Origin of the sequence: Paraburkholderia sp. SARCC-3016 (assembly GCF_031119615.1) — a bacterium.
In the GTDB taxonomy this organism is placed as follows: Bacteria; Pseudomonadota; Gammaproteobacteria; order Burkholderiales; family Burkholderiaceae; genus Paraburkholderia.
Window position 1 is genome coordinate 133,477 of sequence record NZ_JAVHZD010000006.1, and the last position, 22,638, is coordinate 156,114.

General features: G+C 64.2%; 17 protein-coding genes. 15 read left to right on the forward strand and 2 right to left on the reverse strand.

The features are described 5' to 3' along the window. The first annotated feature begins 127 nt into the window (after positions 1-127). The 13 genes from QYH69_RS08320 (at position 128) to QYH69_RS08380 (ending at position 18,388) form a co-directional block, all read left to right on the forward strand. Positions 128-2,113, forward strand: coding sequence for a DUF2235 domain-containing protein (locus QYH69_RS08320; RefSeq protein ID WP_308831413.1), 1,986 nt, complete (start codon positions 128-130; stop codon positions 2,111-2,113). Between the two features lie 155 nt (positions 2,114-2,268). Further along, the gene (locus tag QYH69_RS08325) at positions 2,269-3,342 is read left to right on the forward strand and encodes a hypothetical protein (protein WP_308831414.1); all 1,074 of its coding nucleotides are present in this window, start codon (positions 2,269-2,271) and stop codon (positions 3,340-3,342) included. Between the two features lies 1 nt (position 3,343). Further along, positions 3,344-7,015, forward strand: a complete 3,672-nt coding sequence (locus QYH69_RS08330) for an ImcF-related family protein (RefSeq protein ID WP_308831415.1) — start codon at positions 3,344-3,346, stop codon at positions 7,013-7,015. Beyond that, a complete protein-coding gene (locus QYH69_RS08335; RefSeq protein WP_308831416.1) occupies positions 7,012-8,115 on the forward strand; it encodes a hypothetical protein in 1,104 nt (367 codons plus the stop codon). Before QYH69_RS08330 ends, QYH69_RS08335 begins: the two co-directional genes overlap by 4 nt. 5 nt (positions 8,116-8,120) lie before the next feature. After that, positions 8,121-8,348, forward strand: coding sequence for a hypothetical protein (locus QYH69_RS08340; RefSeq protein WP_308831417.1), 228 nt, complete (start codon positions 8,121-8,123; stop codon positions 8,346-8,348). Between the two features lie 43 nt (positions 8,349-8,391). Further along, on the forward strand, positions 8,392-10,191 hold the full coding sequence (gene tssF / locus QYH69_RS08345; RefSeq protein WP_308831418.1) for a type VI secretion system baseplate subunit TssF: 1,800 nt from the start codon (positions 8,392-8,394) through the stop codon (positions 10,189-10,191). 89 nt (positions 10,192-10,280) lie between these two features. Continuing rightward, positions 10,281-11,261, forward strand: a complete 981-nt coding sequence (gene tssG, locus QYH69_RS08350; protein ID WP_308831498.1) for a type VI secretion system baseplate subunit TssG — start codon at positions 10,281-10,283, stop codon at positions 11,259-11,261. Positions 11,262-11,349: 88 nt separating this feature from the next. Then, positions 11,350-12,030: a type VI secretion system lipoprotein TssJ gene (gene tssJ / locus QYH69_RS08355; RefSeq protein ID WP_374992367.1), complete on the forward strand. Its 681-nt coding sequence runs from the start codon at positions 11,350-11,352 to the stop codon at positions 12,028-12,030. A 90-nt stretch (positions 12,031-12,120) separates the two neighbouring features. Further along, a complete protein-coding gene (locus tag QYH69_RS08360) occupies positions 12,121-13,875 on the forward strand; it encodes an IlvD/Edd family dehydratase (protein WP_308831419.1) in 1,755 nt (584 codons plus the stop codon). 95 nt (positions 13,876-13,970) lie between these two features. Continuing rightward, positions 13,971-14,780 carry an NAD(P)-dependent oxidoreductase gene (locus QYH69_RS08365; RefSeq protein WP_308831420.1) on the forward strand — a complete coding sequence of 270 codons (810 nt, stop codon included), beginning with the start codon at positions 13,971-13,973 and terminating at the stop codon, positions 14,778-14,780. Positions 14,781-14,943: 163 nt separating this feature from the next. After that, positions 14,944-15,990 (forward strand): LacI family DNA-binding transcriptional regulator, encoded by a 1,047-nt coding sequence (locus tag QYH69_RS08370; RefSeq protein WP_308831421.1) that lies wholly within the window; start codon positions 14,944-14,946, stop codon positions 15,988-15,990. 157 nt (positions 15,991-16,147) lie between these two features. Beyond that, entirely contained in the window at positions 16,148-16,585 is a 438-nt protein-coding gene (locus tag QYH69_RS08375) for a VOC family protein (RefSeq protein ID WP_374992368.1), read from the forward strand. 156 nt (positions 16,586-16,741) lie between these two features. Beyond that, positions 16,742-18,388: a GMC family oxidoreductase N-terminal domain-containing protein gene (locus QYH69_RS08380; protein ID WP_308831422.1), complete on the forward strand. Its 1,647-nt coding sequence runs from the start codon at positions 16,742-16,744 to the stop codon at positions 18,386-18,388. 42 nt (positions 18,389-18,430) lie between these two features. Here QYH69_RS08380 and QYH69_RS08385 read toward each other — a convergent pair whose 3' ends face one another. Beyond that, entirely contained in the window at positions 18,431-20,053 is a 1,623-nt protein-coding gene (locus QYH69_RS08385) for a class I adenylate-forming enzyme family protein (RefSeq protein ID WP_308831423.1), read from the reverse strand. A 372-nt stretch (positions 20,054-20,425) separates the two neighbouring features. Here QYH69_RS08385 and QYH69_RS08390 point away from each other — a divergent pair, with 372 nt between their 5' ends. After that, the gene (locus QYH69_RS08390) at positions 20,426-20,812 is read left to right on the forward strand and encodes a hypothetical protein (RefSeq protein ID WP_308831424.1); all 387 of its coding nucleotides are present in this window, start codon (positions 20,426-20,428) and stop codon (positions 20,810-20,812) included. A gap of 109 nt (positions 20,813-20,921) precedes the next feature. Here QYH69_RS08390 and QYH69_RS08395 read toward each other — a convergent pair whose 3' ends face one another. Continuing rightward, complete coding sequence (locus QYH69_RS08395) at positions 20,922-21,812, reverse strand: alpha/beta hydrolase (protein ID WP_308831425.1); 891 nt, start codon at positions 21,810-21,812, stop codon at positions 20,922-20,924. Between the two features lie 362 nt (positions 21,813-22,174). Between QYH69_RS08395 and QYH69_RS08400 the strand changes: the two genes are divergently transcribed. After that, entirely contained in the window at positions 22,175-22,624 is a 450-nt protein-coding gene (locus QYH69_RS08400) for a DUF2000 domain-containing protein (protein WP_308831426.1), read from the forward strand. Positions 22,625-22,638: the final 14 nt, after the last annotated feature.

A 22,638-nucleotide genomic window follows, 5' to 3' on the forward strand; every position in this document is an offset into this window, starting at 1 on the left:
AAGCCAACGCGCCAGGCTCGAGGCACCCGGTGAAAGATCCGATTCCGAAGAAGCATCCGTGGGACGACTATCCCCCGTTCGTCCACTGCAAGAAAAGTTTTGAGTAGGCCGGGAAAGGAAGGACACCATGACAACACTGCCCGAACAGGAAATTCCCGTCGCGATCCATCCGCTTGGACCTACGCCGGGTATCGTGCCGGTACTGCCCTCGGTGATCCCGCGCACCGAGCATTGCGAAATCGCGGTTCACATCGGCCTGTTCTTCGATGGCACAGGCAACAACAAGGACTGGGACGATGGGGACGCTTGCCACGATGGTAGCGAAACGCAGTTGCAACGCCGGAAGGAAAGCAATGTCGCGCGGCTGTTCTTCGCCTATCCCGATGACCCCGACGGGGGCTACTTTCCTGTTTACGTTAGCGGCGTGGGCACGCCGTTCAAACCCATTGGCGAAGATGTCCCCGCGATGACCGGCATGGCATTCGGCGGCGGTGGCGATGGGCGGATCAATTTCGGCCTGCTGTCGGTATTCAACTCGATCCATCGCGCCGCGTCGTCCGATGCACTTTTAGCTTACGGCGCCGACGTTGTAATGGCCCTCTGCCGCAACGGTATCCGCACCTACAATCCCAGGACCGACACACGGAGCAGCCTGGTCGGCGGCGCAGCGGACGAATCGGCGCTGGAGACGGTGAGCATGCGTACAACCGGCGGGCTGCTGATGGACGCTCTGACCGGCAGCCGTCAGCATGCGAAGGCGTTCTACAAGCGCGAGGCGCAACGGATTGCCGCGATGATCAGTTCCCCTGATAAGTCCAGACCGGTCGAGATCTTCATCGATGCATTCGGCTTCTCGCGCGGTGCGGCGGAGGCCAGGGTGTTTTGCAACTGGCTGAACGAACTGTTTGAGGGCGACATGCTGTGCGGCGTGCGGGCGACGATCCGCTTCCTCGGCCTGTTCGACACCGTTGCGTCGGTCGGGCTGGCGAACAGCTCCAGCATGACGTATGACCTCACGAACGGCCATGCGGGCTGGGGCAGCGAACAATACCTCCGCATCCCCGGGCGGATAAAAAACTGTGTGCATTTCGTGGCGATGCACGAGAATCGCCCTTCATTTCCGCTGGACCGGGTGCTGGTCAACAACGGCCTTCCCGATAACTGCCACGAATACGCGTTTCCCGGTATGCACTCGGACGTGGGTGGCGGCTACGAGGTGAACGAACAGGGACGGGGTCGCCTGCCCATTTCGTCATCGAAAAACCTGCTCAGCAGCGAGAAGCTGTCGCAGCTTCCGCTGGAATACATGCTCAAGGCCGCGCAGGCGGCCAAAGTGCCTTTGAACCCCGAGCGGGTACGGCAGGCCGATGATGTGGATGTCGGCTACAAGCCGTTTCAGGTCGACGATGGTCTGCGCCAGGCCTACGCCCGCTTCCACGCCGCCTGTTCGCCCAGTGCCCGCCAGCCGGCAGACTGGCTGATCGTCTACCTTGCGTGGCGATACCAGGTGCGTGACACCTACACGCAACTCCCATGGGCGAGCCGCGTCCATTCCCTGAGCAAGCGCGATATGGACGATCTGGCCGGGGCCAACCAGACGCTGCTAAGCGATATTGCCGCACTCGACACGGGCCTGCTCGAGCGAGCCGGATCGGCTTCGTATGAGGCCGGCAAGGCGATTGTTCAAACATTCGAGCGTGGTAATCCTCTGCTGGCTGACCTGCATCGGCGTGCGCTTCCCGAATCCACCGTGTCGAAATTGCGGAAGCTCGCGCCGGAAGCGGACGATGTGCTGCGACGCCTGAGAAGTCATCCCACGGTCTCGGAGGCCGAAGCGGATCTGTTCTCCACGTACGCGCATGATTCATACGCGGGTTTCCGGCCATACGATCATCAGTTCCGGCTATGGCTCGTGGGTTGCCGCAAGCTCTTGCCCGGTTCGTGGGAGCCGGAAGGCTATCTGCGCTACCGGCGCTTCTATACGGGCTTCGCTAAGGCGCGCACCTACAAGGTCGTCATTGCCGATACGCAATTGCAGCGCATCGAGATGCAGAATCTGATCGATAGCAAGGGATATGGGATCGGCGATGCATTCAGTGGAAGGGCCCTGTAGCGTCATGACAATACCCGCCCTGTATCCGGACTTTCTGTGACCCGCCCATGTCCTGGCCCATCCCGACGCTCGCGACGATCGAGCGTCCGCCACCGGTTTCAGCGCGCGTGTGGCTACCCGCTCTCCTTGTCGTGGCGGCTGCGACAGCCGCGGCCGTGCTGACGATGTGGCCGCACGACAGGTCGACCCACACAACGGCGTTCTGGGCGCTACTGATCGGCGCGCCGGTATGCGCGTGCGGCCTGCTATTCGGCTGGAGGCTGAACGCGTGGGAGCAGCAACAGCTGATCGCCGAAGAGAGCGAGCGCGAGAAGCAGCGGCTGGAATCGCTCTGGCGTGACTGGTGCCGCCGTTGTCTTCCGGTGGTTCACGCCGCGGCGTTCCTGCCTCGATCTATCGATGCCGACTCGCTGCGCGATCGCGATGCCATGTTGCCGGTCAACACCAACCGGGCTACGGGCTTCGACTGGGCAAAGGGCAAGACAGCGGCAGAACGGCGCTCGGCGCTCCTCGCCCGTATCGCCGCAAGATTCGAGGACAGGCTGTCGGGATGTCGAGAACTTACGTTGACGCTGATCCTCGACGAGGCATCGCTCGCCGAAGAAGCAGCGTGGCAAGCAGAAGCCAGGCGAATGTTCGAGAGGACGGTGCCGGGCGTCGAATTCGAGGTCGACATGGCGACGGCCACGGACTGCGCGGAATGGATCGAGCAGTACATCGACGTGGACGAACTGCCGGCCAGGCTGATCGTGGCCGCCCAGGTCTGGTCGGGCGATGGCGGTCAAGCCTTTAGCGAGGGCGCCGCGGCGATCCTGTTCGGGTCGCGCGCCAACGGCGACGGAAGAGAGGGCGCGCCGATCGCGCCTGCCGCAGGCTATGTATTGCGCCCGATGACGACCGGCGACGAGACGCTGAAAGCCGATCTGGCGCAGCTCATGGAGATGCAGTTGACGACAGAAAGGCTGACGCACGTCTGGTTCACCGGCTGTGGCGACGCTTTCGAGGTTGCGACCACGGCGTCGCTCAGTTCGCCCGAAACCAGGATTGTCGAACGCCTGGTAGATAGTTTTATCGGCTTGCCAGGGCCGGTCAGCGGGTGGATTGCGCTTTCCCTCGCACTGGAAGCGGGCGAATCGATTCGAGACTCGCAGCTGATCGCCTGTCGTCAAGCCGGTGCGGAGCCGGCACGACTGTGCGTGGTCGCACCTGGGGAATTCGAGGACAACTGAATTGAAGAAATATGTTCTGGGGCGGTGGCTGATGCTCACTGCCGTGGCGACCATCCTGGCCGCTTTCGTGTTTCTGACCGTGGAGTCGCAGGATCTGTACGCGTGGCTCGACCGCAATCGGCTGCCGCTCATCGCTGTTGGCGCAGTGGTGCTGGGGCTGCTTGCGTATGCGTTGCCCAGGCGCGCGCAACTCGAGCTTCGCATGCGGCGGGATTCAAAGGAGCAAGGGATTGAGCCGCCTGAAGCTGTCGATAACGCTGCTCAGGCAGCGAAAACGCATGCGGCCCAGGCAATCGCCCATGCGCGCGATTTGCGCTTCGAGCTACGGCAATCCCGTCGATTGGGCTGGGCGTACGATCGTCCGTGGCTGCTTCTCACCGGCGATGACGCTGTGATTGGCCGATTGTTGCCCGAGCTGGCCGAACGACGCTGGCTCGTCACCGGCGACGCCGTGCTGCTATGGAGCAGAGCCGGTCCGGATGGCCGGCCCGACGAACACTGGCTGAAGCAGATCTATAAACTGCGCCGCCGCCGACCGGTCGATGCCGTCGTGCTGACGCTCGACGGCACTGCGGCGCTGCCCGCGCAACGTCGTGGTGCCGGTGCATGCAACGTCAATCTTGCGAGTATCGCCGGCGCACTGCATTGGGCCGCGCCAGTCTACATGCTTGACGCGGCGCAGACCGACCGGGTAGCAAACGGCACGACTGCGGTGGTCGGCTGCGAGTTTTCGCGCAGGGCAGATGTCGTCTCGATCGAAGCCGCGCTGCTGACGTTGCGTCACCAGCTCGCCGATCGCAGCGTCGCGCAACTAGGTCGCAATGGCCACGACCGCTATGCCGCGCAATTGTCGGAGCGCCTCGATACGCGCAGTACGCCCTTGGCCGGATGGATCGCCGCAATGGGCGACCGGCAACGTCATCGAACTATCGACGGCGTGTTCTTTGCCCCGTATCCCGCGGCCGCGAGCCGCGCTGACGACGGCACGACCAGCGCCGATTTGCCGCTCTGGCAGCACATCGGCAAGGCCGCACGATCAGGGCCGGGCCGACGGACCGGCTCGCATCCGGAGCGTGTGTTCGCGATCGTGGCCCTGTCCGTCATCGGCTTGTGGAGTACCGGCATGCTGATCTCCGGGTTGTCGAATGCGCGCGAACTGCAGGTCACGAAGCGGGCCATTCAGGCACTGGATACGGCCACCGATCCGGCCGTGCAATTGCGCGCACTGCTCGAGCTTCAGCATCGAATCGATCTGCACGAAGGCCGAACGGAGCACCACGCGCCACTGCTGACCCGCTTCGGACTGAACCACGACGCCGAAATGCTCTCCGCGCTCTGGACACCTTACGCGCGGGCGAGTCGACGCGCACTCGTCACGCCGGTCCAGCAAAACATCGAGGCCGAACTGGTGGATCTCGGACAGATGCACGCCACGCAGATCGACGACCAGACCAACCGGCTCGCACTCGAAGGGCACAAGGCGCTCAAGACTTACCTGATGATGGCGGAGCCAAAACGCGCGGACGCCGGGTTCATGATGCCGCTGCTCATGCGTTACTGGAGCACGAATGCGAATCTGCCTGCTGGCGAAAAACTCGACCTGTCCGGGCGTCTGCTCGATTTTTATGCCCGGCATCTGCCGGTGCACGACGACTGGCGCATCCAGCCGCGCGAGGAAATGGTCAACGCCTCGCGGCAGACACTGCTCGCCGTGATCGGTGTCAGGAACTCCGAAGACACGATCTATCAGGGCATCCTCGATTCGGTCGGCAACAGATATCCTGCCCAGACGCTGTCGTCGCTGACCGCGGGCACCGACACCCGCGGGCTTTTTCGTTCAGCGGCGACGGTCCCAGGCCCCTTCACGCGGCAGGCCTACGAGGGCACCATCGCGGCGGCAATCGACGATGCCGCAACGCGCAGCGAAGTGGCGGCCGATTGGGTGCTCGACACCGGCCAGGGTGGCCGGCAGCGATCGGCACAATCGGCACGATCGCCACAGTCGGCAGACGCTCTGAAGCAGGAGCTGACCAGCCGGTATTTTGCCGACTACGCGGACCACTGGCAGGGTTTCATGAACACCCTGCAGTGGGAACCCGCGCCGACGCTTCCAACCGCGATCGAACAACTGAAGCTGATGGCCGACGCACGGCAGTCCCCCGTGATCGCGCTGATGAAATCGCTCGAATACCAGGGCGGCGCCGGAGCGTTGAAGGAGTCCTTGTCCGACACGCTGGTAACGAAAGCGCAGAACATGTTCGTCGGCAAGGTCGAGGGGCCCCAAACGGCCAAACCCGATTCTGCCGGTCCGCTTGGCGCATCGTTCGGTCCCGTCATGCGGCTCGTTGCCCAGGGCAATGGCAACGGCGAGGCCGGCGCGGGGACGAACAGCGATTTGAGCCTGCAACGCTTCATGGAGCGTGTGACCACCCTGCGCCTGAGGCTGCAGCGGATCAGCGACAGCGCCGATGCCGATGCTCAGGCGAAGCAGATCGCGCAGTCGCTGTTTCAGGGCAAAGGCTCGGAGCTGGCCGACACGCAGGCCTACGCGCAACTGATCGCCGCCGGCCTCGGCGCGCAATGGGCGGGTATGGGAGACGCACTTTTCGTGCAGCCTGTCGTGCAGGCCACGCAGACCGTTCTGCAGCCGGCGCAGGCAAGCCTGAACGACGCATGGCGACAAGCCATCGCGGCAACATGGAACCGGTCGTTCGCCGGGCGCTATCCGTTTGCCAATACTGACAACGATGCTTCGCTGCCCGAGCTCGCGCGCTTTCTGCGGCCGCAGGGCGGGTTGATCGCGGCGTTCCTGAGCACCCAGCTCGCGGGAGTGCTCGAACTGCAGGGCGATCGGTGGGTACCGGTGTCGACGGGTGCGAAGTTGGCCGTCGATCCGGCCTTCCTCAAGGCGTTGAATACGCTCCAGCGCATCGCCGGGCATCTGCTCGCGCAGGGCGAGCCGCAATACAGGTTCGAGTTCAAGCCGGTGCCCACGCCTGGCGTAACGGATACGTTGCTGACGCTCGATGGCCAGAAGCTGCATTACTTCAACCAGCAGGAGACATGGCGCGCGATGACGTGGCCATCGAATGACCCGCAAAGCCTTGGCACCCGGTTGCAATGGCAGACGGAGAAAGCCGGCACGAACAAGAGCTTCGAGTTCAGTGGTCGCTGGGGGCTCGTACGGATGCTGGAGCGGGCTCGGGTCGAGGCGCTCGACGACGCGACGTACCAGTTGACCTGGCAGGCCGCCCCGGATACCCCGGCCGTGACGCTTGCGCAGGCGGCGAGTGCCTCGGCAACGGGCGAGTCGGGTGTCGCGCGCCGGGCGGACGGCAGCGGCAGCGGCGGCGAAGACGAAGCCGACGCCGACGCCGACGCCGAAGACGCAGATAGCCTGGCCAGTCACGCAGCGCTGACACCGGCCTCGACCGACCTTGCGTATCCGTTGAGCTACATGATGCGTACCGATGTGGGCAAGGGTCCGCTGGAACTGCTTGCGCTCAGGGGCTTTGTGCTGCCAGCGCGAATTTTCATCGTGAAACGGCCGGGCGTCGTGCAGGGCACGAAAAAGACCGCGCAAATGGATGGGCCTCCGCCTCTTCCGAAGGCAATGCTCGATGCGGCGAGGCACGCCGAAACACCGCTGCCTGGAGGGCAGAGACCGCTATGAAATCCGGACAGAACACGACGAGCCCCGACCTGCTTGCGCGCGAACTGGATCTGCGCGCAAGGGAATTTCTCGTGGCAACAGCCAGGACGCGCACCACCAGCCGTGAACTGCCGCCTGTGCGGGCTGCCAGCGTCGGTCTGGTGCAGGCCTGGGAGGCATGGGCAAAGGTCCTTGCACGCCGTGACGGCGAGCGGTACGAGCGATGGCATTTGCGACCGGACCGCGCCTATGGGCCTCCCGGCGCCGGGAGTGCCGCAATGGAACTGCTGGTCGAGGCCATGCGTATCAACAATCCGCAGTTCCTGCGAACCATGACGCAGGATGAAGTGCAACGACCGGTTCTGCTTGCCTCGGCAGCGGCGCTCTACCAGGTGAGGCCGCATGCGGTGATCGAACCCACTGCCGCGTTGCAGACCTGGCTCGCGCAGACCGATATCGGCGAGGACGTGCCCGCGTCGCTCTTCCGACTTCCGGTGCCGGCCGTTTTTCTGCGCTTTGGTCCGCAGATGGCGGCGGCAGTCGATCCAACCCTGTGGTCCACCCTCGATCGTCCGTGCACGACCACCGGCATCTATATTTTCGAAACTTGCGTGGACGAGCGTCGCGATATCGTTTTTCTCGCGGTCGGCAGTGCGCCAGGGAATCCTCAGGATCTGCCTTACGCACTACAGCTCTGTTTCACCGACGAGCGCGATTCACTGGTCGATCACGCGTTGGATGCCGCCCCTCGCGACGGTAACGCCGCCACGGCGGTGGCCATGGTGCAGATGTGCACCAAGGTACTGCTCTACCTGCAGACGCCAGGCGCGATCCGCACCGATGAATTGCGCCGGGACGAAACGGCCGCGCGGCTCGCGCGCGCGGGCGGGAAAAAAGTTTCGAAACTGGAGCGGCGACTGGCCAGTCGCTACAACAGGATCATCGTGGGCCCGACCCAGGCGATCCAGTATGGTTCCGGCGAAGTTGCACCTCACTGGCGTCGCGGCCACCTGCGGATGCAGGCGCACGGTCCGCAATTTTCGTTGCGAAAGCTGATCTTCATTGCGCCGACGCTGATCCGTGCCGACCAGCTTGGCGCATCGGCCTCGGGCAATCATTGACCCGCATGTACATGAATCTCCTCGATGTGTTGTCCGGCGCACGCACGCCCTCCGGTCTTGCCCGTTCGGCACAGGGCCGCCGCGATGACCGGCGTGCGCCCATCGGCGACGCCGCCCGCTCAATCCGTGCAAACCGCAAGGACGCGGACAAGTCCGCGCTCGCGCGGCCCATCGACGTTCCGACGGGCGAGTTGACCGCAATCGATCCGGCGCGCGCGGTTGCGATTGCATGAATGCGCGCCTGTACGACCACGAGCACCACCTGAGGCCAGGCCGATGAGCAGCCCGACGAAAGACCACGAGATCCTGCGCTACTACGATGCGGAGATGCGCTACCTGCGTGAAGCGGGCAAAGAGTTCGCGCAAGCGTTTCCGGATCGCGCCCGCATGCTCAATATCGACCGTATCGGCGAGCGCGATCCGCATGTCGAGCGACTGTTTGAAGGGTTCGCGTTCCTCATGGGGAGGCTTCGCCACAAACTGGACGATGAGCTGCCCGAGCTGACCGAGGGACTGGTCAGCATGCTTTGGCCGCATTATCTGCGCATGATTCCGTCGCTCTCGATTCTGGAATTGCAGCCGGTGGCCGGTGCGCTGCAGAGGCATGAAACGCTCGCGCCGGGACTCGAGGTGATCTCGGACCCGGTCGGAGACGAGGGCATCGAGTGCGACTACCGGACGACCCAGGCAGTCGATCTTTATCCGCTGCGCCTGAGCGAAGCGGACGCGTACGCGCGCGAGGACGGGCGCTCGGTGATCCGTTTGCGTCTCGAACTGCAGCCGCAAGCGCGGCGCGAACAGCTCGAGGTGCCGCGCTTGCGGCTGTATCTGCATGCCGACCGGCCGGTGGCGCTGACCCTGTACGCTGCGCTCACGGCCGATCCGCTGGCCGTGCAGGTGCGTGTTCCGGGCCATCCGGAGGACCGCCCCGGCGCGCCTCAGGCGATGCGAGGCCTGCATATCGAACCGGCCGGATTTGCCGCCGACGAGCGTCTGTGGCCGAAGGCCGACAACGCGTTCGGTGGTTACCAGTTGCTGCTCGAGTATTTCACCTTTCCAGAAAAATTCATGTTTGTGGACCTGGTCGGTCTCGACATGCGCGCAATTCCTCATGGCGCTGAATATTTCGACGTCGAGATCGTGCTCGCGAAGCCGTATCCGGACGACATGCGTTTTTCCGCCGGCAACCTGCGGCTGTTCTGCACGCCGATCATCAACCTGTTTGCGCTGGAGGCGGATCCGATTACCGCTACTCAGTTCGAGACCGAATATCGCGTGCATGCGCACGAGCAGCGCGGCAAGCATGTCGAGGTGTATGCAGTCGACACCGTGCAGGGTTTCCAGTCTGGATCGGGCCAGCGTTTCGAATACGCGCCGTTCGCGTCGTTCCGTCATCGCGGCGGCATGCTGCGTCACGAAATGCCGGAGCGGTATTTCCATACGCGCATGCGGCGCGGCCCGTCCGGCCGGTTTGACACCTGGCTTGTCCTTGGCGGCCATGCATGGGAACAGCAGAACGCGCTGCCAAAGGAAACGCTGTCGCTCTCCGTCACCGGCACCAATGGCATGCTGCCGCGCAAGGGGCTGCGCGAAGCCGGTATCACGCGCATGCGCGGCGGCTTCACGAATATCGGCTCGGTTCGGAATCTGACCGCGCCGACGCTTCCTGTCTACCCGCCGACCGGCGACCGCTTCCAGTGGCGCGTGCTGTCGCACCTGGCGCCGAACTATCTGTCGCTGCTCAATGCGGAAGTTCTGCGCGGGAGTCTGGCGCTGTACGACTGGACCGACGGTGAACTGAACAAACGCCGGATCGATGCGATTACCGACGTCCAGCACCGGCTGCTGCAGAAGCTCGTGAAAGGCGGGCTGCAGCGCGGTGTCGAGATCGAGGTGACGCTCGACAGCGGCCAGTTCGCGGGCGATGGCGATATGGAGCTGTTCGGCGGCATGCTGAACCGCTTCCTCGGGCTGTATGCGACGCTGAACCTCTACACGAAGCTCGTGATCGTGTCGCAACCGACCGGGCGGCGCATCGAGTGGCCCGACACGAAAGGCGAAGGAGCGCCGTTTTGAACGGGCCGCGCGTGAACCTTGCCGGGCGGGAATTCGCCCACTACGCCGACCGGTCGCTACTGCCCGCGCTGCTGGCCAGCGCAACGCGGATGAATTTCTTCCGCTTCTGTGAGCTGATCGAGCTTTCGGCGCCCGATCGTCCGTCGATCGGCAGTACCGATTCGCCCACGAGCGAGCCGGTGCGTTTTCGCTCACGGGCGCGCGTGGGCTTTCCGAACCGCGAGATCGATGCGGTCGAATACGACCTGGACAACCGGGCGATGCCTCCCGCGGTGCGCACGACGTTTCTTGGACTGTACGGCGTCGATGCCCGCATGCCGTCGTATTTCGTCGACGAGGTAGCGCAGAATCGCGAGGGTGCCGAACCGATGTCGGCTTTCCTCGATCTGTTCCATCACCGCGTCGTCACGCAGTACTACCGTGTCTGGCGCAAGTACCGCTACCCGGCGGGATTTCGCCGCGGGGGAACGGACGATGTCTCGCGTTACCTGCTGAGCTTCGCGGGGCTGGGCATTGGCCGCCCGCAAACCCGGGACGCAGTCGGCACCCGAAAACTGTTGTCGATGCTGGGGCTTGCCGGCCAGAAGACGCGCACGGCCGAAGGGCTCGCAGGGGTACTGCAACACGCGGTGCCGGATGCGCGGATCGCCGTCGAGGAATTCCACCCGGTATGGATCGACGTCGAAGACGGCGAGCCTGCGGCTCTCGGCGAGCACTGCCTGCTCGGACGTGGCTTTTACGATCAAGGCAATTCGGTTCGAGTCGTCATTACTCCGCAGACGCCCGAATCGGTGCTTGGACTGATGCCGGGGCACGGCAATCACCGCGAAGTCATGGCGCTGCTGCGGTTCTATCTCGGCTACGAGGCGCAGGCGCAACTGGAGATGCACGTGCGCCCGGAACTGATGCCTGCGCAGGTACTAAACTCCGATCAGCTCAGCCTCGGCTACACAACGCAGCTGCCGCAGCCGCTCGCACCGGGTCGAGCGAACCCGGTGACGCGAGTCCAACTGGGCGTCTGGACAGGGGACAGCGACCGGCAAGCGGGTCAGCACCGCTCAGCGCGCTGACGCAGTCATCGACTTCGGAAATTCACGAACACGGAACACCTGGAGAATCAACAGGATGATGCGGGCACTTCGAACCGGCGCAGTGACGTTGGCCACCACCCTCACCGTCGCAGCATGCGGACTCGGACAGGCGGTGACGGATAGCACGGTGGGCGCGGCGAAATGGGCGTTCACCACGCAGATCAAGACAATGAACCTGGATCTCGTCAGCCGGTCGTCATTGAACCGGAACGGCGCTGGGCAATCGTTGTCGACCGTGGTGCGGATCTATCAGCTGAGGACGCCGCAGGCGTTCGAGCAGCTTGACTACATGCAACTGCAGACGAACGATCTCGAGGCGCTAAGGCCCGATCTGCTGGCGACGAGAGATGTGGTGCTACGGCCCGATGCGAGCGCAAGCGTCACCGAACCGATGAATAGCGGCACGGAGTATGTTGGCGTCGTCGCGTTTTTCCGCGATGCGGGCAAGGATTCGACCTGGAAGCTCGTGGTACCGAAGAAGCAGTGGAAGCAGACCGACCCGGTGAAGATCGAGGTGCGCGACAACGCCCTGCAACTGGCGGGCGCAAAAAACGAAGCCATAGCGGGACGCGCCGCAGCAGAGCGTCCCGAATCCACCAAGGCAAAAGCCAGCCGCGGTGACGGAATACGGAACACGACCAGGGTGAGCGTTCAGGGGAGGCAGGGTACGGGCGCGGCACGCCCGCATCAAGTGCGGCGATGCAGCGCGCCGTGGCGGGCATTTGATGCGCCGGGTAATATCGTTTGAGAAAGCGCTTACTTGAAGTCGGCTATAAGCCCCGATAGAATCGACGTCAATCATCCGCACCAGCGGCATCCGATCGAGGACATTCCCCCCATGGCTGACCACTCAGACGGCAACGCGAAAACGGGCCTGCGCAAAGGCCTGACCAACTACGGCGACGAAGGCTTTTCGTTGTTCTTGCGGCGCGCTTTCATCAAAGGCGCCGGTTATACGGACGACGCGCTGTCGCGTCCGATCGTTGCAATCGCGAATACGGGCAGCGCGTACAACCCGTGTCACGGCAATGCGCCGCAGCTGATCGAGGCGATCAAGCGCGGCGTGCAGCTGGCGGGCGGCCTGCCGGTCGAATTTCCGACCATCTCGATTGCGGAAAGCTTTTCGCACCCGACCAGCATGTATCTGCGCAATCTGATGTCGATGGATACGGAAGAAATGATCCGCGCACAGCCGATGGACGCGGTGGTGCTGATCGGCGGCTGCGACAAGACCGTGCCCGCGCAGCTGATGGGCGCGGCCGCGGCCGGCGTGCCCGCCATTCAGCTCGTGACGGGCGCGATGCTCACGGGTTCGCATCGCGGCGAGCGCGTCGGCGCATGCACCGACTGCCGGCGCTTCTGGGCGAGCTTTCGCGCCGACCAGATCGACGAAGCCGAAATCGACGCCGTGAATACGCAGCTCGTCGCCACGGTCGGCACCTGTTCGGTGATGGGCACCGCAAGCACGATGGCCTGCATCGCCGAGGCGATGGGCATCATGCTGCCGGGCGGCGCGTCGCCGCCGGCCGTCAGCGCGGACCGCATCCGCATCGCCGAGCGCACGGGCACGCAGGCAGTCGCGATGATCAAGGCCGGCCTGACGCCGGCAAAAATCCTGACGCCGAAGGCGATCGAAAACGCGCTGCGCGTGCTGCTTGCGATCGGCGGGTCGACCAACGGCATCATTCACCTGACCGCGATCGCGGGGCGCCTCGGCATCCGCATCGACCTCGATTCGCTCGACCGGATGGCGCGCGAAACGCCGGTGCTCGTCGACCTGAAGCCGTCGGGCCAGCATTACATGGAAGACCTGCATCGCGCGGGCGGGCTCGTCACCGTGATGCGCGAAATGAAGCATCTGTTGCACCTCGACGCGCTGACGGTCACGGGCCGCACGCTCGGCGAGGAGCTCGACGCGGCGCCCGCGCCGTTCAAACAGGATGTCGTCCGGCCGCTCGCGCAGCCGGTCTATCCGCAAGGCGGCATCGCCGTGCTGCGCGGCAACCTCGCGCCCGGCGGCGCGATCATCAAGCAGTCCGCCGCGAATCCGCAATTGATGGAGCACGAAGGGCGGGCCGTCGTATTCGAAGACGCGCAAGACCTCGCCAACCGCATCGACGACCCCGCGCTCGACGTGAGCGCGCACGACGTGCTCGTGCTCAAGCGCATCGGGCCGGTCGGCGCGCCGGGCATGCCCGAGGCCGGCTATATCCCGATTCCGCGCAAGCTCGCGCGCGAGGGCGTGAAGGACATGGTGCGCATTTCCGATGGCCGTATGAGCGGCACGGCGGCCGGAACGATCGTGCTGCACGTCACGCCCGAAGCGGCGATCGGCGGACCGCTTGCGATCGTGCGCAGCGGCGACCGCATCCGGCTTTCGGTGCAGCAGCGCTCGATCGAACTGCTGCTGTCCGACGCCGACATCGCCGCGCGCCTTGCCGCGTTACCGCCTCGCGCAGCGGATCCCGAAGCACGCGGCTATCGGAAGCTGTTCCTCGAGACGATCATGCAGGCCGACGACGGCTGCGATTTCGATTTCCTGCGCGCGCCGAGAGTGGTCGCGACGGTGCCGGGCGGCGGCAACAAGGCCTGATAGCACAGGGCATCGCCGCGGCGAATGGCGGCGGCGCGTGCACGACGCGATGGACGCAGCGGCATCACAGCAACAAGGGATAGGGAGACAAGCGAATGACACGGGTTCTGATCACGGGCGCGGCGGGCCATATCGGCCGCGCACTGCGTGCCGGTTTGCGCGGCCAGTATCGGCTGCGCCTCGCGGACATCGCGCCGCAAGCGCCGGCCGGCGACGGCGAGGAAATCGTCAGGACGGACATCACGCGCCTCGCCGATCTGCTGCCCGCGATGCAGGGCGTCGACGTCGTCGTGCATCTGGCCGGCATTCCCGATGAAGACAGCTGGGAGAAAATCCGCGACATCAATATCGACGGCTGCTACAACGTGTTCGAAGCGGCGCGGCAAGCGGGCGTGAAACGCGTGATTTTCGCGAGCTCGAATCATGCGGTCGGATTTCATCGGCGCGACCGCATGATCGACGATACGGTCGCGCCGCGCCCCGACAGCCGCTATGGCGTATCGAAGGTGTTCGGCGAAGCGCTCGGCAGGCTGTATGCGGACAAGCACGCGATGTCGGTGGCCTGCCTGCGTATCGGCTCGTTTCGCGCCGACGACACGCCGACCATGCCGCGCCATTTGTACACGTGGATCAGCCATCGCGACATGGTGCAGTTGACGAAGCGCTGCATCGATTATCCCGACTATCACTTCGTGATCGTGTACGGCGTATCGAACAATGCGCGCAACCGCTGGAGCAATGCGAACGCGCGTTTTCTCGGTTACGAGCCCGAAGACGATGCCGAAGCGAGCGCCGCTGCACGCATTGCCGCAGCCGGGGCGCGCGAAGATGCGCGCGAGGCGCTGTTTCATGGCGGCTTCGGCTGCATCGTCGAATTCGACGGCGACGTGAAGCGCATCGACTGAGATCCGGTTGTCGTTCTGCTCAAGCGCATCGCACCGTATGCGCCGACCTCGACCCATGAACTGACGTGCTACAAAATCCGGCACTGCAGAATTCGCGCTATAAAATGCCGCTCGTAGGGGCGCGGTGCGCGCCTCGCGGGACAAGACCGGGCTGGGTGCAACGTTGACTGCAGAAATAAAAAAGCGCGCGCCGCGCCGCAAATCGAACGCGATTTCCGTACTGGATGTCGCCCGCGCCGCGGGCGTTTCCACGGCGACCGTCTCGCGCGTGCTGAACGGCAACGCGACGGTCGCGGCCGACTTGCGGCAGCGCGTGCGCGATATCGCCGATCAGCTCGGCTATACGCCGCATGCGGCGGCGCGTGCGCTGGCGTCGCAGCGTTCGAAGACGATCGGCGCGGTGATTCCGTCGCTCGAAAACCAGAACTTCGCGCTTGGCGTATTCGCGCTGCAAAAGCGTATCGGCGAAGCCGGCTATACGCTGCTGCTCGGCTGCTCGTATTACGACCAGCAGGACGAGCTCAAGCAGGTGCGCGCGCTGATCGCGGACGGCATCGCGGGCCTGATGCTGGTTGGCCGCAGCCATTCGCCCGCACTTTACGAACTGATCGCGAAGGAGCAGATTCCGCTCGTCAACGGCTGGACTGTCGACCACGACCACCCGTATGTCGGTTTCGACAATGTCGCGGTCGGCCGGCGTCTCGCCGACTATCTGCTCGACCTCGGTCACACGCGCTTCGGCATGATCACGCAGATGACCCAGCACAGCGACCGCGCGGCGGACCGCATTATCGGCGTGCGCGCCGCGCTGCAAGCGCGCGGCTTGCAGCTGCGCCACGAGCATCTGATCGAAATGCCGCACAAGATCATCGAAGGGCAGATGGCGATGAAAGCGTTGATGCAAGGTCCGGAGCGGCCGACAGCCGTGATTTGCGGCACCGATCTGCTGGCGATCGGCGCGCTCGCCGAAGCGCATGAAGCGGGTATCGAGGTGCCCGGCGAACTGTCGATCGCGGGGATCAACGATATCGAGGTATCGAGCTTCACGACGCCGCCGCTCACGACCATGCGCCTTGCCGCCGACGAAATCGGCACGCGCAGCGCCGACTATCTGCTGGCGCGTATCGAAGGGCGCCCCGTCAGTTCGCAGAACATCGTGCCGACCGATCTGATCGTGCGCGGCACGACGGGGCCGCTGCGCAAGGGGTAGGCCGCGAGGGGCGGGCGGGGCCCGGTTATCGAAAACTTTGAGGCTCAGCGCGAAATCATTGAGCTTTCAGGCGTTTGCGTTTATCAGTAGACTACGTTCCATTCAATCAGGCTCAAATCAAGCCCCAGTCACAATCCGATAGCGTTCAGAGATTTCGATGACAGATACGACACAAGGCGCGATGCCGCCTTTCCATCTCGCATTTCCGGTCCATAGCCTCGCGGCAGCGCGTGAGTTTTACGGCGAATTGCTCGGCTGCCCGGAAGGTCGCAGCTCGCCCGAGTGGGTCGACTTCAACTTCTACGGTCACCAGATCGTCGCGCATCTGTCGCCCGACGAAGCAGGTCACCGCGCGACGAATGCGGTCGACGGCGATGCGGTGCCGGTGCGCCATTTCGGCGTCGTGCTGTCGATGCAGCAATGGCAGTCGCTGGCCGACAAGCTGAAAGCGGCGGGCACGAAGTTCATCATCGAGCCGCATATCCGCTTCAAGGGCGAAGTCGGCGAACAGGCCACGATGTTCTTCCTCGATCCGTCGGGCAATGCGGTCGAGATCAAGTCGTTTGCCAATATGGCGTCGCTGTTCGCGAAGTAACGGCAGACCCGGCCGGACTCCTTCAAATCTCCTTCACGCTGTTTCAACCGCACCGTCTTGCATTCGTGAAGCGGTGCGGTGCTTCGCAATTCGCATCGTGCCGTTGCGTCGCGCGCGTACGCTCGACATCGCATGCCGCCTCCATGCGAGATGACGATGACGAGCGCCTCTACCGATACCACCGATTCAACCGGTTCCACCGCGTTTTCCTCACCGGACCCGCGGTCCGCTCGCGCTGCGCGAGTGCACAGCGCGGATACGACCTTCGACTTTATCGTCTGCGGTTCGGGCAGTTCGGGCGCCGTTGTCGCACGGCGTCTCGCCGAGCACCCGGAGTTGCGCGTGCTGCTGCTCGAAGCGGGCGGCACGGACGAGGTCCCCGCGGTCATCGACAGCACGGCGTGGCCCATGCTCAGGCGCAGCGAGCAGAACTGGCTATTTCGCGCGACGCCGAACGCGAATCTGAACGGCCGCATGATTCCGATGGCGATGGGCAAGGTGCTCGGCGGCGGCGCGAGCATCAACGTGATGGCCTGGGCGCATGGGCATCAGGCGGACTGGGACGATCTCGCCAAAGCCACCGAAGACGACGGCTGGAGCTATGAATCGGTGCTCGCGATCTATCGCCGCATCGAAGACTGGCACGGCGAGCCGGACCCGCGGCGGCGCGGGCAGGGCGGTCCGCTGTTCGTGCAGCCGGCGCCCGATCCGCATCCGATCGCCGCCGCTGGCCTCGAAGCGTTTGCGCGCGCCGGCGTGCCGACGGTCGCCGATCATAACGGTGCGATGATGGAAGGCGACGGCGGCGCCGCGTTCACGAACGTGTGCGTGCGCGAGGGGCGCCGGCAGTCCGTGTATCGCGCGTATGTGCACCCGTTTCTGCAGTCGCCGGGCTCACGGTCGAATCTCGTCGTGCTGCCGCAGGCGCTCGTGATGCGGCTCACGTTCGACGGCGCCGCAGTGACCGGCGTCGAATATCTGCGCCACGGCGAACTGAAACGCGTGCGTGCGACGCGTGAAGTCGTGTTGTCGCTCGGCGCGATCCAGACGCCGAAGCTGCTCATGCAATCGGGCATCGGCGACGAAGCGGAATTGCGCCGCCATGGCATCGAACTCAAGCAGTCGCTGCCCGGCGTCGGCCGCAATTTCCAGGACCACTTCATGGCGCCGTGCGTGTGGGAGGCGGCCGGCCCGATCGTCGGCCGCAACAACCTCGGTGAGATGACCGCGCTCTGGAAAAGCGACGGCCGGCGCGATCGGCCCGATTGCCAGACGTTTCTGACTGAACTGCCGTACGCGAGCCCCGAAGCGGCCGGCCGCGATCTGCCCGTGCACGGCTGGTCGCTGACGACGGCGGTGTTGCGCACCGAGAGCCGCGGCCGCGTGCGTCTGACGGGCGCGCATCCGCTCGACCCGGTCGCGATCGACGCGAATTTCCTCGCCGACCCCGCCGATCTGCGCACGCTCAGGCGTTGCATCGAGTTTTGCCGCGACGTCGGCAATTCGGCGCCGCTGCGGCCCTTCACGCGGCGCGAGTATCTGCCGGGGCCGGTCGGCGACGCGGCGCTCGAGCAGTTCATGCGCAACGGCACGGTCAGCCATTCGCATCAGAGCTGTACCGCGAAGATGGGCCACGACGCGATGTCGGTCGTCGATACGCGCATGCGTGTGTATGGCATCGACCGGTTGCGCATCGCCGATGCGTCGATCCTGCCGCGCATCACGACCGGCAATACGATGGCGCCGTGCGTCGTGATCGGCGAGCGGGCCGCGCAGATGCTCGCGGCCGAACACGGGTTTTGACGCGCCGCTGCGCCGATGGTAGCGGCGCACCGTGCGGAAAGGCTAGGCGTTGCGTGCGCCGTGCAGTCCCAGTTCGTCGCGCGCGAGTTCGCGCAGCACGCGGCGGTCGGCCTTGCCGAACGGCGTGCGCGGAATGCGCTCGACCGGCAACACGACTTCGGGCAGTTTGTGCTCGGCAAGCCGCGTCGCCATCCATGCGCGAACGTCGTGCGGCGAGGTGCCGGTGGCATGCGCGGCGAGTTTGACGAAACCGACGATGCGTTCGCCGAGTACGCCGTCCGGCACGCCGACCACGGCGGCATCGTCGGCATCCGGATGCGCGAGCAGCGTCTGCTCGATCTCGGCGGGCGCGATGTTTTCGCCGTCGCGCACGATGATCTCCTTGATTCGCGCCACATAGCTGAGGTCGCCGTGCTCGTCCGCGCGCATGAGGTCGCCCGTGTGGTACCAGCCGTGCACGTCGCGCACGGCATCGAGAACGCCCGGCGAGATCCAGTAACCGTCGCATAGCATCGGCACATCGAGGATCAGTTCGCCGGGCGAGCCGACCGGCACATCGTCGCCGTTGCGATCGACGATGCGCGCGGTTCCCGGCCGCGCGCGCACCGTGCGCGGCGAGCGGCCGGCCACGACGCACAGCGGCGCTTCGGTCATGCCATAGCCGACCGCGAGCGGGACCCCGAAGCATGCCTCGAAACGCTGCTGCAGCTCGATCGAACAGGCATCGCCCGTCACCATGCAGCCACGCAACGAAGCGGTCGCGCGAGCGCGGATCGATTGTGCCCGGATCATCTCGGCGGCGCCAAACGGGCTCACTGCAACCGTCGTGCAGTGGTGCCGCTCGATTGCATCGAGATAGGCCGCGCCGTCGAAATCGACGCACGACGGCAGCACCATGCACTGGGCGAGCGTCAAGGTCGCACAAAGGCGGAACAGACCCGGCATATGAAACAGCGGCGTCGGTGCGAGCGGCAGCGAGCTGCCGCCAAAACCGGCCTCTCTGAGGAATTCGATGCCGTGCGCGATCGAGCGCTGCGTATGCGCGACGAGCTTGGGCTCGCCCGTCGTGCCCGACGTGCAGAGCAGCATCGCAATGGCGTCTGGATTGGGCTGCGGCAAGGGTCGCGTGCTGCCTGCGTTTCCGATCAACGCGTCCCAGCTGCGGCCCGCACGCTCGTGCCCGTCCCCCGATGCCGTGTCCGCCGCGCGCCGCATATCGACGTATGCACGATCGACGTAGAAACGCCGGTCGATGGGCAGCAGATCGGGCGGCACATCGCTCATCGTCTCGTGCCGGGCCAGATGGCCGATATAGAGCGCCGGGCGTAGCCTGCGCATCAGCCTCGCGAGTTCGTGCGCCTTCAGATGGACGTTGAGCGGCACGGTGATCGCGCCGAGCATCAGCGCGGCATAGCAGGCGACCGTCGCCTGATGCGAATGGCCGAGGTGCAACACGACTCGGTCCCCCCGGTTCACGCCGAGATCGGCGAAACGCGCAGCCAGTGTTTGTGCGGCGTCGACGAACGGCTCGTATGCAAGCGTGAGATCGCCATCGACGATGGCAGGCGTGTCGGGATGCTGCGCGGCGTTCTCGAGCAGCGAAGCAATCAGCGTGGGTACAGCGGCCGCTTCGCGCGTAGTCGCGGCCGGCGAGATGGCGTTCATGTGTGGACCTTTTAAACAGTGCAATGCGTTCGGCCTCGGCACGAATCGAACGAGGGCTTTGTCACATGAACGCTTGTCGCCGGCCGAATATTCGATGGAGCGCGGGAAATAGGTAGCCGGTCCGGTTCGAACTCACCGGGCCATGTTGCGAATACCGGTTACGCCCGTTATACCGGTTACGCATCGCGCGACGTCTCTGCGCAAGATTCAGGCAATCGGTAAAAATATGGCCGGTTCTGTCGCTTTCTCGACGCTTTCGGGTCGGGCTGCCGGCCGTATGCTTGACGATGGAGCGTGCCTGAACGACGCGCTCCGGTTTGCCTGTTCCTCTGAATATCTACGCGAGCAAGCGCTCGAAGGAGAGTCACCGTCATGCAGATTAGCGACAACGCCGCCGTGCCGGGCAGCATCGATGCGCCGCTCGGCGCGCCGGACCGCAACGAGCGGTCGTCGTTTCAGGACCTGCTGTCACAATTGAACGCTTATGCGGGCAGCAACCCCGGGCAAGGCCTGTTCAATTCGATCCTCGCGCAACTGGGCATCACGCCCCAGCAATTCGCGCAGATGACGCCGGCGGAGCGCGAGAAAATCGAAGAAAAAATCCGCGAACTGATGAAGAAGGAAATGCAGGCGCAGCGGGACCAGCAGCAGGACCCGTCGATGCAGTTGATCCAGATGCAGCAGCAGGGGCTGCAGGCGGGTATGCAGTCGGATACGTCGTCGTCGCATAAGCACGGGGCGAACGACGTCGCGCTCTGATCATGCGCGAATAACGGTTACAGCGTGGCTGCACGGGCCGGCCGGTATGGTACGGCCCTTACACGACCTTATACACGGTCCTTGTGGCACAGCCCGTGCAGCGGTTTCGTCACGAACGCTTGTCCGCGGTCACCTTCTGCACGAACCGGTCGATCAGCCCGGCGCATTGTCCCGCCTTTTCGTCGAGCGCGAAATGTCCGGCATCGAGCACATGAATCTCGGCGTTGGGCAGATCGCGCCGATAGGCGTCCGCCTCCGCAACCTGGAACGACGGATCGTACTTACCCCACAATACCAGCGTGCGCGGTTGCGTCTTCTTCATCCATTTCTGCCACTTCGGATACGACGCGACATTGGTCCGATAGTCGTAGAAGAGATCGCTCTGAATGTCGACTTCGCCAGGCCGGCTCAGAAACGCGAACTCGTCCATCCATAAGTCCGGATCGTAAAGATCGACGTTCGGGCTCGAACCGAGGTGGCGCTGCCGCGTCGCGTTGAACGAAATCAGATTTTCGCGCAGCGCAGCTTCGTTTGGCGCGCGATTCGCCCAGAATTCGCGGCGCTTGTTCCAGAGCGGCCCCAGGCCGTCTTCGTGCGCGACCGCATTCTGGATGATCAGCGCATCGACACGCTCCGGATGCGCGAGCGCAAGCCGGAAGCCGACCGGGCCGCCATAGTCCTGCACATACATGACGTAGTGCATGAGGCCCATTTTGACCGTGAACGCATCGATTACTTCAGCGATGTGATCGAACGTGTATGCAAACTGCGACGGCGGCGGCACGGCGCTGTTGCCGAAGCCCGGGTAGTCGGGCGCGATCAGATGGTAGCGGCTCGCGAGCTTTTCGAAGAGCGGGTTGAACATCCGCGACGACGACGGGAAGCCATGCAGCAGCAGCAAGGTGGGCGCATTCTTCGGACCCGCCTCGCGGTAGAACACCGATACGCCATCGATATCGACGGTGCGGTAATGAACCTGTGCATCGTTCGTGTAGGTCATGACATCTCCTTTGGCTGCAGCGAATGACGCATGGCTGAGCGCGACGATTGCGGCGGCCGCCGCGACGAGTGTTTTCCACTTAGGCATGTTTTCTCTTGACATAAGTGTAAAGAATGCCGGCAAGCTGCTCGAATCGCACCGGCACGAGCGCAAATCGACGCGCTGCGACGCGATGGATGCGCAAGCGAAATCATAGGCGTGCTTGCGATTGCGCGTGCGCCATCGCGCCCAGGCCGCGCGGCTGCCCGGCGAGCGGCTGCAAAATCGTTCAATACAGGCTCGATTGACGTTTGTATCATCTGCTCTGCAGACATTGCGATCGGGAGTGCAACTGAGGTTGCGCCACAAACGCGGAGCATCGATTGAAATTGCCAGCAGATCATCCTCACACAACCATTCAGAAGATCGCGGCGCCGCGCTGCGTAATCGTTATCGACGATGCGCTGCCGGCCGGTAAAGCATGCAACGCCGCGGCCGTCATCGCGCTGACGATCGGCGAGCGGCATCCGTATCTGGTGGGCGCGCCGCTCGTCGATGCGCAGGACGTACATCATCCCGGGCTGATTCCCGTGGGGATATCGGTGCTGAAAACATCGGTCGGACAATTGTCGAAGCTCAGGGCCGACGCACTCGAGCAAGACTTCGACATCGTCGGCTTCCCGGTCCAGGGCCAGCAGACGAAGGACTACGCGGCGTTCAGGGATGCGGTTAGAGCCGTGGATACGCGCGAGCTTGCCTATCTGGGCGTCGGCATCGTCGGCGACAACAAGGCAGTCAGAAAGCTCGTCAGCGACCTTGAACTGATGCAATAGTCGCGCTTCGCTTT